Raw genomic sequence first — 15,033 nt, 5'->3', positions numbered from 1 at the left:
CATGAAACTCGATTCCAAATACTTCGATCGCATCCGCACGCGCCGCAAGGTGGAGCCGCGCGCAGAGCCGTCTGCGCCGGTATGCCAGTGGGACGGTTGCGACAAGAACGCGCAGCATCGGGCTCCCGTCGGCCGCAATGCCGAGGGCGAATATTTCATGTTCTGCTTCGAGCACGTGAAGGAATACAACAAGGGCTACAATTATTTCTCCGGGCTCTCCGACACCGAAATCGCGCGTTATCAGAAGGAAGCGCTGACCGGCCATCGCCCCACCTGGACTGTCGGCGTCAACAAGAATGCCCGCAATGGTCCCAGCCAGTCGCAGATGCGTTCCGGCACTGCCGGTGCGCAGGCGCGCCTGCGCGATCCGTTCGGCTTTTTCAGCGAGGCGCGCGCCCGAGCCGCCCGGCATGAACCGCGCCTGCGTAAGCTGAAGACGCTCGAAGCCAAGGCCTTCGAAACACTCGGGCTCGGAGCCGCGGCAACGTCTGCCGATATCAAGGCCGCCTACAAGGATCTCGTCAAGAAGCATCATCCCGATGCAAATGGCGGCGACAGGGGATCGGAAGACCGTTTTCGGGCGGTTATTCAAGCCTATCAATTGTTAAAACAGGCTGGCTTCTGCTAACAACGCGGACTATTACATGAAGCACTTTTGCAGGCGAATGCGCGGGTGCCCTCCGGCGGCCGCTCTGGAGACATGATGAGCAAGATTGACCTCGATATTTCCAACCTCCCCGACACGACGATCTCTGTCCGGGAGGTTTTTGGGATTGATACGGATTTGCGCGTTCCCGGTTATAAGAAGGGTGACGCCTATGTGCCCGATCTCGATCCGGACTATCTCTTCGATCGCGAGACGACGCTCGCCATTCTTGCAGGGTTTGCCCATAACCGACGCGTCATGGTTGCCGGCTATCACGGAACCGGCAAGTCGACGCATATCGAGCAGGTCGCGGCGCGGCTGAACTGGCCCTGCGTGCGCGTCAATCTCGACAGCCATGTCAGCCGTATCGATCTCGTCGGCAAGGATGCAATCGTCGTCAAGGACGGGTTGCAGGTCACCGAATTCAAGGACGGCATCCTGCCCTGGGCCTACCAGCACAATGTCGCGCTCGTCTTCGACGAATACGACGCCGGCCGCCCGGACGTCATGTTCGTCATTCAGCGCGTGCTCGAGTCCTCCGGTCGCCTGACCCTGCTCGACCAGAGCCGCGTCATTCGCCCACATCCGGCCTTTCGGCTGTTTGCGACCGCCAACACCGTTGGCCTCGGCGACACCACCGGCCTCTATCATGGTACCCAGCAGATCAACCAGGCACAGATGGACCGCTGGTCAATCGTCACGACGCTCAACTATCTGCCGCACGACAAGGAAGTCGACATCGTTGCCGCCAAGGTCAAGGGCTTCACTGCCGACAAGGGCCGCGAGACGGTATCGAAGATGGTTCGGGTCGCCGATCTGACCCGCGCCGCTTTCATCAATGGCGACCTGTCGACCGTCATGAGCCCGCGCACCGTGATCACCTGGGCCGAGAATGCCTATATCTTCGGTGACATCGCCTTTGCCTTCCGCGTGACCTTCCTCAACAAGTGCGACGAGCTGGAGCGGGCGCTGGTCGCCGAACATTACCAGCGCGCCTTTGGCGTCGAGCTCAAGGAAAGCGCCGCCAATATCGTGCTGGAAGCCACCGCCTGAGGCCCCAACGCCGGGCTCGATTTGAGGCCGGACTGCGGCTTTCAGCGCCGCGCGTCTTAAGACGCACAAAGGCCGCTGTAACACTTTGAAATGCTGCATGGTTTATCGTCAAATCGGTTCCGATTTAAGAACCATGCAGTGGGGCTAACCTGATGATGCGCTCGGATGTCAGCTGATCGGGCTGAAAGAAGGAACTGTTGTGAGCTCGAATTCCAAGGCGAAACCGAACACGAGGGAAAACGCCGCTGAACCGTTCAAGCGGGCGCTTTCCGGCTGCGTCCGGTCGATCGCCGGCGATGCAGAGCTCGAGGTTGCCTTCGCTAACGAGCGTCCGGGCATGGCGGGCGAGCGCATCCGTCTGCCGGAACTTTCCAAGCGCCCGACCCGGCAGGAGCTTGCGGTTGCGCGCGGCCTCGGCGATTCCATGGCCCTGCGCAAGGCCTGCCATGATGCGCGCATCCACGCGACGATGTCGCCGCAGGGGGCGGATGCGCGCGCGATCTTCGATGCCGTCGAGCAGGCGCGCGTCGAGGCTATCGGTGCGCTCCGGATGGCTGGTGTTGCCGACAATCTCTCCTCGATGCTCGAGGAGAAATACGCCAAGGCGAATTTCGCGGCGATCGAAAACCAGGCAGATGCACCTCTGGAAGAGGCGGTGGCGCTCCTCGTGCGGGAAAAGCTCACCGGAGAGAAACCGCCTGCGTCAGCCGGGAAGGTGCTCGATCTCTGGCGCGATTTCATCGAACAGAAGGCAGCGGCGGACATGCGCGGCCTGCCGGCCACGATCAATGATCAGCAGGCCTTCGCTCGCGTGGTGCGCCACATGCTCTCTTCGATGGATGTCGCCGAGAAATACGGCGAAGACGACATCGAACCGGATGAGCAGGAGAACGAGACCGACGAGGACCAGCCGCGCAGCCAGGAGCAGGACGAGAACGCAAGCGACGAGGAGCAGGGGTCCGATGCCGCACCCGCCGATGAAAACCAGTCTGCCGAGGAGCAGATGGAAGAAGGCGAGATGGACGGCGCGGAGATTTCCGACGACGACCTTCAGGACGAGGGCGACGAGGAGAGCGAGACACCCGGCGAGGTCAAGCGGCCCAGCCACCCCTTCGCGGATTTCAACGAGAAGGTGGACTATGCGGTGTTCACGCGGGAGTTCGACGAGATAGTCACCTCCGAAGAGCTTTGCGACGAGGCGGAGCTCGATCGCTTGCGTGCCTTCCTCGACAAGCAGCTTGCCCATCTGCAAGGGGCCGTCGGCCGTCTCGCCAACCGCCTGCAGCGCCGGTTGATGGCGCAACAAAACCGGTCCTGGGAGTTCGACCTGGAGGAAGGCTATCTCGATACCGCGCGCTTGCAACGCATCATCATCGATCCGATGCAACCGCTCTCCTTCAAGCGGGAGAAGGACACGACCTTCCGCGATACCGTTGTTACGCTGCTGATCGATAATTCCGGCTCGATGCGCGGCCGGCCGATTACCGTTGCGGCCACCTGCGCCGACATTCTCGCCCGCACGCTGGAGCGCTGCGGTGTCAAGGTCGAGATCCTCGGCTTTACCACCAAGGCGTGGAAAGGCGGGCAATCCCGCGAGAAATGGTTGGCCGGCGGAAAGCCGCAGTCGCCGGGGCGTCTCAACGATCTTCGGCACATCATCTACAAGTCCGCCGATGCGCCCTGGCGCCGCGCGCGGCGCAATCTTGGACTGATGATGCGCGAGGGTCTGCTCAAGGAGAACATCGACGGCGAAGCGCTGATGTGGGCGCATGACCGCCTGCTGGCGCGGTCGGAACAGCGGCGCATCCTGATGATGATCTCGGATGGCGCGCCGGTTGACGATTCCACGCTGTCGGTGAACCCGGGCAACTATCTCGAGCGCCATCTGCGCGCCGTCATCGAGCAGATCGAAACCCGCTCGCCGGTCGAACTTCTGGCGATCGGGATCGGTCACGACGTCACCCGCTACTACCGCCGCGCCGTGACGATCGTCGACGCTGACGAGCTGGCGGGCGCCATGACGGAACAGCTTGCGGCGCTCTTCGAGGATGAAAGCTTGACTCGTCGTTCGGGACGCATGCGGCGCGCCGGCTAGGACGGGATGCGCCGCATCCGCCATGAGCCGGATTTAAGTCTCTCGTCAGCGACGCTACCTCCTTTGAGGCGCATCAAGGTCGCTATGCCACTTTGAATGAGCGCATGATTTACCCTCAGATCAGTCACGATTTACGGGGAATCATGCAGCAATTGCTCCCGTCTACGAAGGTTTCGCCGTTCGCTTGCGAGCGGCAAAGCCGCTCCCGCCTTATTCTGCCTTATCCTCCTCGGAAGGTCCCCAGATGCTCTGCCGAAGTCTTGCCGTCCTTTTCTTGCTGGCGTCAACGGTGGCCGCCCGCGCGGTGCCTGCAAGCGAGATCGTGCCGGTTCAGAGCCGGCAGATATCGCAATTCAGGGTCGGCTCCGACGAGACGGTGTTCGGCAGGCTCGAATTCATCGGCGGGATCGAGATGACTTCGCCCAATCCGCTGCTCGGTGCTATTTCGGCAATCCGGTTTCGCCCGGATGGCGATAGCTTCGTTGCGGTCATGGACACCGGTCATTGGGTCGAAGGGGCCGTTATCCGAGATGATGCGGGCAGGCTTGCGGGGCTTACCGATCTGAAGGCGACCTCCATGACCGATGGAAGCGGCAGGGCGCAGCTCGAGAAATGGAGGGTGGATTCGGAGGGATTGGCTTTGCGCGAAGGGCAGGCGATCGCGAGCTTCGAGCAATTGTCCCGCATCGAGGTCTATCCCGATCCGGGTTTCGCGCATTCAAGGCCCATAGCCCAGATGAGGCTGCCGTTTCCGCTTGAGGAATTGCGCAGCAACGGCGGTCTGGAGACGATTGCCATAGCGCCGAAAGAGGGGCCGCTCGCCGGTGCCGCGGTCGTGGTGTCGGAGCGCAGCGTCGACGAAGCCGGCAACCTCCTGGCGGGCATTCTGGAGGGCCCGATGAAGGGTGCTTTCACGGTGGCCCGCGAGGATCCCTACTCGGTCACCGATGGTGCTTTCCTGCCGAATGGCGACCTGCTGCTCTTGGAACGCCGGTTCAATCTCGCCTCCGGTCTCGGCATGCGCATTCGGCGAATAGCGGCCGAAGACATTCGGCCGGGTGCCGTCGTCAATGGCGAGGTGTTGCTCCAGGCGGATATGGCCTATCAGATCGACAATATGGAAGGGCTCGATGTGATCGCACGGAGCGATGGCGATATCCGGGTGATCGTCGTTTCCGACGACAATCACTCGATCCTCGAGCGCAACCTTATGCTCGAATTCCGCTTGGCCAAATAGAAACGGGGCCTGCTGGCCCCGCTCAAAAGAGTCGTCGGCGCCGGGCGGCTCGTTACACCGCCCGGGCCGCAGCGACCGGCATCGGCTTGATGACGCTCATCAGCGCGCCATAGGGCAGCAGCAGGACAACGCCGCAAAGGATCTTGACGGCGAGGTCGCCGAGCGCCCAGGAAATCCAGCGCGGCGCGTCGGGCGTGAGTAGACCGAACAAGGGAGCCGCTTCCAGCGCGAAACCGTCGTTCGGACCAAAAAAGACGAAAGACGGCGCGAAGGCGAAGGAGAAGAACATGGCCGTGTCCAGCGCCGAGCCGATGAGAGAGCCGGCGAGGGGCGCGCGCCACCAGCTCTGGCGCCGCAATCTGTTGAAGACGGAGATGTCAAGAAGCTGCCCGAGCAGGAATGCCGAGCCCGAGGCGATCGCAATTCGCGGCGTTGCGGCGAAGAAGGAAAGGGCGATGGCGGCAACGAAACCGGCAATCACGACCCGCCGTGCGACCTGCGGCCCGAAGTGTCGGTTCGTCAGGTCGGTAACAAGAAAGGCGAAGGGATAGCTGAAGGCACCCCAGGTCAAAAGATCGCCGAGCTGCATGCCGGCCATGGAGCCCGGCAACGGATACTGGACGAGAAAATTCGAGGCCACGACCACGAGGGTCATCAGCGCGACATAGATAAAGAACGTGCGGTTGATCAGCATTTTTTTATCCTGGGTGATGCCACCAGTTGGAGAAAGCCTACTGCATGTATCCTAAATCGGCTCCGATTTAGGATACAAACATGCAGCAATTCGAAGTGCTACAGCGACCTTTGTGCGTCTGAAAAGACGCACGGCGCTGTAGCCGGGCGCGCCGGCGGATGAATATGTGGCGACACAAGAAAAAGGCTTGCCGGACGAGCCCGCAAGCCTTCAAGCTCTTGTCGGACGTGCTGGGCGCCGGTCAGGCTGCTTCAGCAGCCTTCTTGACGATCTGGCGGCGCAGCAGGCGAGCGCGCATGCTCAGCTCGTTCTCATCGGCCTTCAGCAGGAAGGCGTCGAGGCCGCCGCGGTGTTCGACCGAACGGAGAGCGGCAGCGGAAACGCGCAGGCGGAAGCGCTGGCCGAGAGCATCGGAAATCAGCGTGACGTTGCACAGGTTCGGCAGGAACTTGCGCTTTGTCTTGTTGTTGGCATGGCTGACATTGTTGCCCGACTGGACGCCCTTGCCGGTCAATTCGCAACTACGGGACATGGTACACCTATTCTCTTTTATCGCCGCCGGACAATGCGGTAGCGGGCCTAGAGCCCAGGCCGCGTTCCTGTTGGCCATTATTGGAAAGTCGCGGTTCTATAGTCAGTGGCGGCTCGCCAGTCAAGCCAAACCTGCGCGTTCCCGAAAAACCAGCACTTTTCGCGATGGCTTTGCAAGATCAAGCAGCGATGCCTGCCACAGTAGCGCGGTGTAGGCCGAATTCCAAGACGTTCTGGGATGCGCTACTCTTCGCTGGAACCATGCGTGGCGTCAGCGTCGGCGGTCGCGCGGATTTTGAGGAATTGGCCTAGAAAAGCCGCAAACCGCCTGCATCTCAAGGGATTGCGACAGCTTAGAAGGAATGGGGCAATCGGGCATGAAGTTGCGCATTGGCTTTCACGCGCCGGCACTGCTGGCCGCCATCATGTTTTCCACAGCGTCTCCCGCTGCAGATATCGAGCATCAGACGGACTATAGCATCTCGCTTGCCGGTCTCCCGGTGGCACGGGCCTCGTTCTACACCGAGGTTGAAAAGAATCGCTACACGATTTCGGGCACGCTGAGGTCGGCCGGGCTCGCCGATATCATCAGCCGAACTTCGGGGCAGACGCGCGTTTCCGGCGTGGTCGGGCGCGATCGTCTTCGCGCCACCGAATATTCCATGTCCTACCGCAGCGGCAGGAAGGCCCGCGCGATCAACGTGACCTTCCGCAACGGCAACGTCGTTCAAGCGAGCATGACCCCGAAGCGTAACCCGCTGCCGAAGAACTGGGTGCCGGTCACGAGTCGCGACATGCGAAACGTGTTGGATCCGCTTTCCGGGCTGATCATTCCGGCGAGGAGCCGCATCTGCCCCAATACCCTGCCGATCTTCGACGGCGAATCGCGGCTCGATATCCAACTTTCGCCCAGGGGGACGAGAATTTTCAGAACCAAGGGCTTCGAGGGCGAGGTGATCGTTTGCGGCGTCCGCTTCGTGCCGAAGGCGGGCTACAGGAAGGGGCGCGAGGATGTCGAATATCTCCGCCGCCTAGCAACCATGGAAGTCTGGTTCGCAAAAGCCCAAACTGTCGACGTCTACGCACCGGTCTACCTCCGCATTCCGACCAAGCTCGGCCCGGTAACCATATCGGCGACACGCTTTGGCGGATGAAACTAGCCGGTAGGCCGTCGCGCTTCCAATCGCGGAAGAGCGGTAGATCCTTTATAAGTTGACGTGGCAGCGGAAAACCCTTGCGTCGTTTTCCGCGATGCGGTTCTAACAATGCGAAACAAGCATGCGGCGCGTGGGGGCAGGAATGAAGTTCAAGGCTACGCTGATCGGATTTTCCGCGATTCTCATGTGGTCGCTGCTGGCGCTCTTTACTGCCGCCTCCGGCAAAATGCCGCCGTTCCAGCTGTCGGCAATCTGCTTTCTCATCGGCAGCCTGCCCGGTATCGTCGTGCTCGCTTTGAAGCCTCAGCGTTTGGCGCTTCTGAAGCAGCCGGCCGAGGTCTGGGTCACCGGGATCGCCGGCCTCTTCGGCTATCATTTTCTCTATTTCACCGCGCTTCGAAATGCCCCGGCGGTCGAAGCCGGCCTGATCGCCTATCTCTGGCCGCTCTTGATCGTCGTCGGCTCGGCATTGCTGCCTGGGGAGAGGCTTCGTTGGTATCATATCGCAGGCGCACTTGCGGGACTTGGTGGCACGATCCTGATCGTCTCCCGCAACGGCATCGCCTTCGATGGCGCCTATACACTCGGTTACGGGGCTGCGTTCCTCTGCGCCTTCACCTGGTCCGGTTATTCGCTGCTCACCCGCCGGTTCGACGCGGTGTCGACCGATGTCGTGACCGGTTTCTGCCTGGCAACCTCGATTCTGTCTTTCCTCTGCCACCTCGGCCTTGAAACCACCGTGTGGCCGCAGACGGCTTTCGAGTGGCTTGCGGTCGCAGGACTTGGATTGCTGCCGGTCGGCGCGGCTTTTTACGCCTGGGATTTCGGCGTCAAGAACGGCGACATTCAGCTTCTCGGCGTTGCGAGCTACGCGGCGCCGGTCCTTTCGACGCTGATCCTCATCCTATTCGGCTTTGCGGAGCCATCCTGGCGGATTGCGGCGGCCTGCCTGCTGGTGACCGGCGGCGCCGTGCTTGCGGCAAACGACATGATTTTCCGGAAGGACAGAGCCGTGCCGCAGCCGGCCGAGTAAGTTGCGCGCCTAATTATTTAGAAGGCGCGGCGCTCTGAGGCGGCTCCCAATCGGGTGCCGCCATTTCTAATGCGGAAAAATCGAAGCCCGGCGCGACCGTGCAGCCGACGAGTGTCCAGTCCCCAAGGGAAGTGGCCGATTGCCACCAATTGGCGGGGACCACGTGCTGCGGCCTCTCGCCGGCGAGGAGGTCCGGGCCGAGCCGGACATGCGCGGCGGGCTCACCGGGTTCGGCAATGCTGAGTTCGAGCGGCGCCCCGGCATAGTAATGCCAGACTTCGGCGGCATCCCGGACACGGTGCCAATGCGATCGATCACCTTTTTCGAGCAGATAGTAGATTGCCGTTGAATGGCCACGCGGCCCTCCTGCCTGGTCGCGGAAGGTCTGCACATACCAGCCGCCTTCCGGGTGGCGCAGAAGGCCCAGCGTTTCGATAAACGCCGCCGCGGTCAAATCTCGCGATGCAATCATCAGAAATTGTCTTTCCGCTTGCGGATCTCCGCAAAGACGGCGGCATCAGTCGCCTTATCCATGCCGAGATGCGCGCGGATCTTCGGATCGGCCGCGCGCAGGAACGGGTTCGTCCGTTTCTCGAGGCCGATCGTCGTCGGCGCAGTGAAGCCGCCATCCGAACGGGTCTCCTCTACCTCCGCGGCACGCGCTTTGAGCGCGGTGTTTTCAGGATCGATCGTCACGGCGAAATGAGCGTTGGAGAGCGTGTACTCGTGACCGAAATAGACGGCCGTGTCATCGGGCAGCGCCATCAACCGGCTCAGCGATTGCCACATCGCATCGGCCGTTCCCTCGAACAGCCGGCCGCATCCGAGCGCAAACAGCGTGTCGGCGGCAAAGAGCAGCTTATCGTCAGGAAAATGGAAGCAGATGTGGCCGGCCGTATGCCCCGGCGTCTCTATGACATCGACCGGGTGGCCGGCGAAATCGAAACGATCGCCGTGGCCGACCGTCCTGTCGATGCCGGGAATTTTCGATGCCTCGCGCGTCGGGCCGATGATGGTGACGCCGAAGCGTTCCTTCAGGCTTACATTCGCGGCCACGTGGTCGCCGTGGTGGTGGGTGGTCAGAATGTGCGTCAGCCGCCAGCCCCGGCGCTCCAGCACGTCGAGGATCGGCTGCTCCTCCGGAGCATCGATCGATGCCGTAGCGCCGCTCTCCGGATCGTGGACAAGAACACCGAAATTATCGGTGCGGCAGAGAAAAAGGTCGAGTTCGAGCGCGGCCATGGCTTGGTCCTCCGTTCGGGCGTCGCGCGGGATGGCGAAACCGCTTCACCCGCTCCAGCCGAATGTAGCGAGGCTCGCCTTGAAGTCTACCGCCTCAAGGCTAACATGTTGCCCCATGCACACGGATATCGTCGATCTGCGCCAATTCTATCATTCCGAACTCGGCCGGATGGCGGAGCACTCCGTCAGCATGGCGCTCGCTTCCGTCTGGGCGCGTCTGCCGGAGGAACGGCTTGTCGGGCTCGGTTATGCGGTGCCCTATCTCGAGCGGTTCCGCGCCGACACTGAACGGACTTTCGCCTTCATGCCGGCCGGGCAGGGCGCTGTGAACTGGCCGGTTGCCGAATTGTCTTCAACGGCGCTGGTCTTCGATGAGGAATTGCCGCTGCCCGATGCGTCGATCGATCGTGTGCTGATGGTTCACTCGTTGGAATTCGCCGAAAGCCCGCGCGAGACAATGAAAGAGATCTGGCGGATTCTCGCGCCCGGCGGGCGCTTGATTATCGTCGTGCCGAACCGGCGCGGCGTTTGGGCGCGAATGGAGCATACCCCCTTCGGCTCCGGACGACCCTATTCGCGGGGTCAACTGACGGCGCTCCTGCGCGAAACGAACTTTACGCCCGGAGCCACGGCCGAAGCACTCTTCTTTCCACCTACGGAGCGAAAGATGATCCTCCGTCTGCGCCAAGGCTTCGAGCGAGTCGGGCGCTCGCTGTGGCCGGTATTCTCCGGGGTGATCATCGTCGAGGCGCAGAAGCGGCTTTATCAGGGATTGCCGGTTGCTGTGCGCGCATCGCGCCGCGTTTTCGTTCCGGTGCTCGCGCCGCATGGCGTTCCAAGCACGCGCAGCCGGCTAACGGAGGTCAAGGGTAGGTAGGTCGATTGCTTTGCCCTAGCCTCTCGCCGCAGGCGGGGAGAGGCGATTTTGGCCTCGGAGCTTGCCGCGCGTCTCCGTCGACCCGCCTGCAGAGAGGGCCGGCAGGCCGGATGAGGGGCAAATATTTTGCGCCTGCCCTGTTAAAGACGTCACACTCGACAAATTTGCTTAGTCCCGGTATTGGCTGGATCGCATTCGTTCCCCGAAAGACGATCCGATGAACCTTGTTTCGAAGAGCCCTCAGCCGCGCCCCGGCATTCTCGACATTGCCGCCTATGTGCCCGGCAAGGAACACGCGCCGGGCGCCGCCAAGGTTCACAAGCTCTCGTCGAACGAGACGCCGCTTGGCGCCAGCCCGAGCGCGATCGAGGCGTTCCGGAAAGCAGCGTTCAACCTCGAGCGCTACCCCGACGGACAGGCGCACGCCCTCAAGGACGCGATCGCCGCCGTCCATGCGCTGAATCCGGCGAATATCCTTTGCGGCAACGGCTCGGACGAACTGCTCGGGCTCCTCTGCCACACCTATCTCGGATCCGGTGACGAGGGAATTGTCACCGAGCACGGCTTCCTGGTGTACAAGATCCAGATCATGGCCGCCGGTGGCACTGCCGTGACGGTCCAGGAAAGGGATGCGCGCGTCGACGTCGATGCGATCCTGGCTGCGGTGACGGAGCGGACGAAGATCGTCTTCATCGCCAATCCGGCAAACCCGACCGGCACCTATATTCCGGTTGACGAGGTCCGGCGGCTGCATGCCGGACTTCCCGCTAGCGCGCTGCTGGTGCTCGACGCCGCCTATGCCGAATATGTCCGTCGCAACGACTACGAAGCCGGGTTAGAGCTGGTTTCGGGCAATCGCAACGTCGTGATGACGCGGACGTTTTCGAAGATATATGGCCTTGCGGGCTTACGCATTGGCTGGATGTATGCGCCGCGCGATGTCGTGGACGCGGTCGAGCGTGTGCGTGGTCCGTTCAACCTCAATGCGCCCGCCATCGCGGCCGGCGCTGCCGCAATCCGGGACCAGGCATTCGTTGCGGCAGCGGTCGATCACAATCTGACCTGGCTCTCAACGATAACCGAGGCACTGCAGGCGATCGGTCTCCGCGTCACGCCTTCGGTCGCCAATTTCGTGCTGATCCATTTCCCGGAGGCCGACGGAAAATCGGCCGAGGAAGCGGATGCGTTTCTGACAAGCCGCGGCTTCATCCTGCGTGGCGTGCGCGCTTATGGTTTCCCCAATGCGCTGCGCATGACCATCGGCTCGCAAGAGGCGAATGAAGGCGTAATCGCCGCACTTGCTGAATTCATGGGACGGAAATAATGGCTCCGCAGTTCGAAACGATCGCCCTCATCGGCATAGGCCTTATCGGATCGTCGATCGCACGGGACATCCGCGAGAAACAGCTTGCCGGAACGATCGTCGTTTCGACGCGAACGGAGGCGACGCTGAAACGCGCCGAGCAGCTCGGTCTCGGCGACCGTTATACGCTTTCGGCGGCCGAGGCCGTCAAGAATGCCGATCTCGTTGTCGTCTCAGTGCCGGTCGGTGCTTCGGGCGCCATCGCTGCGGAAATCGCCGCGCATCTGAAACCCGGCGCGATTGTTACCGATGTCGGCTCGACGAAAGGGTCGGTGATCGCCCAGATGGCGCCGCATCTGGCCAAGACCGTGCATTTCATTCCCGGCCACCCGATCGCCGGGACGGAACATTCAGGTCCCGACGCCGGGTTCGCCGGACTTTTCCGCGGACGCTGGTGCATTCTGACGCCGCCTCCCGGCACGGACGAGGAGGCCGTCGCCAGGCTCAGGCTCTTCTGGGAAACGCTTGGCTCGATGGTCGACGAGATGGATCCGGAGCATCATGACAAGGTGCTGGCGATCGTTTCGCACCTTCCGCACATCATCGCCTACAACATCGTCGGAACGGCCGATGACCTTGAAACCGTAACGGAATCCGAAGTGATCAAATATTCGGCATCCGGTTTCCGCGATTTCACCCGCCTCGCGGCCTCGGACCCGACCATGTGGCGCGACGTCTGCCTGCACAACAAGGACGCTATCCTCGAGATGCTTGCCCGCTTCTCGGAGGATCTCGCCTCGCTACAGCGTGCGATCCGCTGGGGTGACGGCGACAAGCTGTTTGATCTCTTCACCCGCACGCGGGCAATCCGCCGGTCGATCATTCAGGCCGGCCAGGACACGGCGATGCCGGACTTCGGCCGGCACGCAATGGATCAGAAATAGGCCTGCAAAACGGCTGGAGCGGAATGCCGGAAGCCGCTTCATACATCCCGTTGTCTCATAGCGCGGGCAGCACGCCGATCGGAATGAAGGCGAGGAATGCCGTACCGTCGCGCACGTTAAGCTTGACGGTGGCCTCGTTCTTGCCGCCGGCAAGTGCAGTCAGCATGTTGGCGATATCGTTGATGAGGTCGGTTTCTTCCGGCACCGCCTTCACCAGGTTCTCCCGCCAGGCCACGATATCCGTCATGGTCAGGGAGAACTCGCCGGAAATCAGCCCCTGATCGTCGACAGAGAAGGGACCCTTAAGCTTGAGGCTCATTCCCGCGCCGGCATCAAGGCTCAGTTGACGCAATTCGCCCTTGGTGCCGCGAAGCATCTGCGGTGAAAAGCCGCTCGCCTGCAGCCATTCGGCTTGATCGACGACGGTCAGATCCGCCGCTATGTCAACCGGAGGGGCGAAGCTCGGCCCCTGGTGCGGGCGCAGATCGAGCTTATCCACGCTCAGAGCTGCGTCGACATCCGTGCCGTTCTTGCGAAGATGCACCTCACCATGGGCTGCGCCAAAGCCCAGGCTGTCGCCGATCAGCGGCGCACGCACCGTGCCGGTAAGATTGTCATAGGCGAGCGACGTACGGTCGATGCCCGACATTGTCGCCGCCAGGCTGGCATGGAGCAAGGTCCAGTCGGCGGATATCGACACATCCGGCGAGACCCGTACTTCGGCGGGGCCGTCGAGCTCGATGACCGCACGCCCGGGCTGGTAGACCTGTGCGGCCGTTCTCAGCGCGCCGAAGGAGGCGGATGCGCCAAGGCGCGTATCGTCGAGGCGAATCTTGTCGCAGAAAAGGCCGATGCGGAAGGGGAAACCGCGAACCTCCAGATCCGTGCATTCACCACCGAAGCCGGCGGTCTGCTTTTCCGTGAGATAGGACGTCACCCGCTTCTCGAGCTGGTCGGCGGCAAGATACCAGCCGCCGGAATAGAGGCCGATGGCAAGCACAATGCCAATTGCCAGCCAGCGGAACTTCCTGCCAGTGGGCCGCCCGTTGGCGACTTCGGTGACCGTCATGGTGTCGCGTACTCCAATTGTTGCGTCGGCATCCGGCTTTCGGGTGGTCGGATGCAATCCCGCAAACTATTTTCCTGCGCGGCGCGGCAGCGGACTTCGCTCATCCGCACCGGAATTTCGGTGCTTTCGCGTTTATGGCGCGTTTCTAACAGCTTGAGCGGGATACGGGCGGAAAACCGCTTCACACTTTTCCTCATCCCGCTCTAGAAAGTTCTACGGCGCCGTGCGTCTTTTCAGACGCGTGAAGGTCGCTGCAGCACTTTGAGTTGCTGCATGTTTATCCTTAAATCGGCTCCGATTTAAGGAAACATGCAGTAGTCAGCTACGGGTATTGCCGAGGTTTATTCGCCAATCGGCAGCAGCATGGGTTGAATGGCAGTGGATATGGACGAATTTTGGGTCTTTGGCTACGGCTCGCTGATGTGGAATCCGGGCTTTCGCTTCGAGGAGAAGCGGACGGCGCGCGCTTTCGGCTATCGCCGCTCGCTTTGCGTACGCTCCTGGGTGCATCGCGGCACGGAACGGCGTCCAGGTCTTGTGCTCGGCCTCGACTACGGCGGCTCCTGCATTGGTACGGCCTTCCGCGTGGCGGCGAGCGACAAGGCGGATGTGATCGATTATCTTCGCGAGCGGGAACTGGTCACGCATGTCTACAAAGAGCGGATGATGCCGGTCCAACTCGCGGATGGACGCCGCGTGCCGGCGCTTGCCTACGTGATCGACCGCAGCCACGTCCAGTATGCAGGGGCCCTGACGGCGACGGAAGCGGCGGCAACTGTGGCGGCCGCTGTCGGCAAGTCCGGGCCAAACACGGATTATGTCCTCAATACGCTCTCCCATCTCCGCGAAATGGGCATCCGCGACCAGTGGCTCGAGGATGTCGTGGCGGTGCTTGCCGCGGGCGGAGCTGCTTCGGCTCAGGCCTAGTCAAACCCTAGCCGTGTGTCGATTGCCACGCTAACTTACCCCTATGCCGTGGCCAACGCACTGAAAAATAAGCATCTCGTCTTCAGACTATTCAGCAATCTTAGCTTTTTTGCCAGGGTAAATTGCCCTTCACCATAACTCGCGGCAATTTCCCCGGAGGATCGCTTTGGGTGGAATCCGGAAATTCGCGGCCACAGCGCCAAAGGGCAACATTGTGCCATCTGC

The 15,033-nt window shown here is 61.7% G+C and carries 16 protein-coding genes; 10 read left to right on the top strand and 6 right to left on the bottom strand.

Features of this window, described 5'->3' with window-relative positions; genetic code table 11:
• Position 1: 1 nt before the first annotated feature.
• From PYH37_RS25880 to PYH37_RS25865, 4 genes are all read left to right on the top strand, one after another.
• Complete coding sequence (locus tag PYH37_RS25880) at positions 2-628, top strand: J domain-containing protein (RefSeq protein ID WP_280734310.1); 627 nt, start codon at positions 2-4, stop codon at positions 626-628.
• Between the two features lie 75 nt (positions 629-703).
• Positions 704-1,699 (top strand): cobaltochelatase subunit CobS, encoded by a 996-nt coding sequence (cobS, locus tag PYH37_RS25875; protein WP_280736168.1) that lies wholly within the window; start codon positions 704-706, stop codon positions 1,697-1,699.
• 199 nt (positions 1,700-1,898) lie between these two features.
• Complete coding sequence (gene cobT / locus PYH37_RS25870) at positions 1,899-3,794, top strand: cobaltochelatase subunit CobT (protein WP_280734309.1); 1,896 nt, start codon at positions 1,899-1,901, stop codon at positions 3,792-3,794.
• A gap of 244 nt (positions 3,795-4,038) precedes the next feature.
• Complete coding sequence (locus tag PYH37_RS25865; RefSeq protein WP_280734308.1) at positions 4,039-5,031, top strand: esterase-like activity of phytase family protein; 993 nt, start codon at positions 4,039-4,041, stop codon at positions 5,029-5,031.
• A gap of 52 nt (positions 5,032-5,083) precedes the next feature.
• On the opposite strand, the gene PYH37_RS25860 is transcribed toward PYH37_RS25865, so the two are convergent.
• On the bottom strand, positions 5,084-5,725 hold the full coding sequence (locus tag PYH37_RS25860) for a VUT family protein (RefSeq protein WP_280734307.1): 642 nt from the start codon (positions 5,723-5,725) through the stop codon (positions 5,084-5,086).
• A 241-nt stretch (positions 5,726-5,966) separates the two neighbouring features.
• Positions 5,967-6,257, bottom strand: coding sequence for a 50S ribosomal protein L28 (gene rpmB / locus PYH37_RS25855; RefSeq protein ID WP_003527451.1), 291 nt, complete (start codon positions 6,255-6,257; stop codon positions 5,967-5,969).
• Positions 6,258-6,618: 361 nt separating this feature from the next.
• On the opposite strand from rpmB, the gene PYH37_RS25850 reads away from it, so the two are divergent.
• On the top strand, positions 6,619-7,410 hold the full coding sequence (locus tag PYH37_RS25850; protein WP_280734306.1) for a DUF3108 domain-containing protein: 792 nt from the start codon (positions 6,619-6,621) through the stop codon (positions 7,408-7,410).
• A 145-nt stretch (positions 7,411-7,555) separates the two neighbouring features.
• On the top strand, positions 7,556-8,446 hold the full coding sequence (yddG, locus tag PYH37_RS25845; protein ID WP_280734305.1) for an aromatic amino acid exporter YddG: 891 nt from the start codon (positions 7,556-7,558) through the stop codon (positions 8,444-8,446).
• A 13-nt stretch (positions 8,447-8,459) separates the two neighbouring features.
• On the opposite strand, the gene PYH37_RS25840 is transcribed toward yddG, so the two are convergent.
• Positions 8,460-8,915: a cupin domain-containing protein gene (locus PYH37_RS25840; RefSeq protein WP_280736167.1), complete on the bottom strand. Its 456-nt coding sequence runs from the start codon at positions 8,913-8,915 to the stop codon at positions 8,460-8,462.
• 2 nt (positions 8,916-8,917) lie between these two features.
• Positions 8,918-9,688, bottom strand: a complete 771-nt coding sequence (gloB, locus tag PYH37_RS25835) for a hydroxyacylglutathione hydrolase (RefSeq protein ID WP_280734304.1) — start codon at positions 9,686-9,688, stop codon at positions 8,918-8,920.
• A gap of 115 nt (positions 9,689-9,803) precedes the next feature.
• Here gloB and PYH37_RS25830 point away from each other — a divergent pair, with 115 nt between their 5' ends.
• From PYH37_RS25830 to PYH37_RS25820, 3 genes are all read left to right on the top strand, one after another.
• Positions 9,804-10,565 (top strand): class I SAM-dependent methyltransferase, encoded by a 762-nt coding sequence (locus tag PYH37_RS25830; protein ID WP_280734303.1) that lies wholly within the window; start codon positions 9,804-9,806, stop codon positions 10,563-10,565.
• Positions 10,566-10,782: 217 nt separating this feature from the next.
• Positions 10,783-11,889 carry a histidinol-phosphate transaminase gene (gene hisC, locus PYH37_RS25825; protein ID WP_280734302.1) on the top strand — a complete coding sequence of 369 codons (1,107 nt, stop codon included), beginning with the start codon at positions 10,783-10,785 and terminating at the stop codon, positions 11,887-11,889.
• Positions 11,889-12,812, top strand: a complete 924-nt coding sequence (locus tag PYH37_RS25820; protein ID WP_425336121.1) for a prephenate/arogenate dehydrogenase family protein — start codon at positions 11,889-11,891, stop codon at positions 12,810-12,812. The genes hisC and PYH37_RS25820 overlap by 1 nt, the downstream gene beginning before the upstream one ends.
• Before the next feature lie 55 nt (positions 12,813-12,867).
• Here PYH37_RS25820 and PYH37_RS25815 read toward each other — a convergent pair whose 3' ends face one another.
• The gene (locus tag PYH37_RS25815) at positions 12,868-13,881 is read right to left on the bottom strand and encodes a DUF2125 domain-containing protein (RefSeq protein ID WP_280734300.1); all 1,014 of its coding nucleotides are present in this window, start codon (positions 13,879-13,881) and stop codon (positions 12,868-12,870) included.
• Positions 13,878-14,066 (bottom strand): hypothetical protein, encoded by a 189-nt coding sequence (locus PYH37_RS25810; protein WP_280734299.1) that lies wholly within the window; start codon positions 14,064-14,066, stop codon positions 13,878-13,880. Before PYH37_RS25810 ends, PYH37_RS25815 begins: the two co-directional genes overlap by 4 nt.
• 187 nt (positions 14,067-14,253) lie before the next feature.
• On the opposite strand from PYH37_RS25810, the gene PYH37_RS25805 reads away from it, so the two are divergent.
• A complete protein-coding gene (locus PYH37_RS25805; RefSeq protein WP_280734298.1) occupies positions 14,254-14,808 on the top strand; it encodes a gamma-glutamylcyclotransferase in 555 nt (184 codons plus the stop codon).
• Positions 14,809-15,033 lie beyond the last annotated feature (225 nt).

The organism is Sinorhizobium numidicum (genome assembly GCF_029892045.1).
Taxonomy (GTDB): domain Bacteria; phylum Pseudomonadota; class Alphaproteobacteria; order Rhizobiales; family Rhizobiaceae; genus Sinorhizobium; species Sinorhizobium numidicum.
This window is presented reverse-complemented; position numbering and strand designations above follow the sequence as displayed.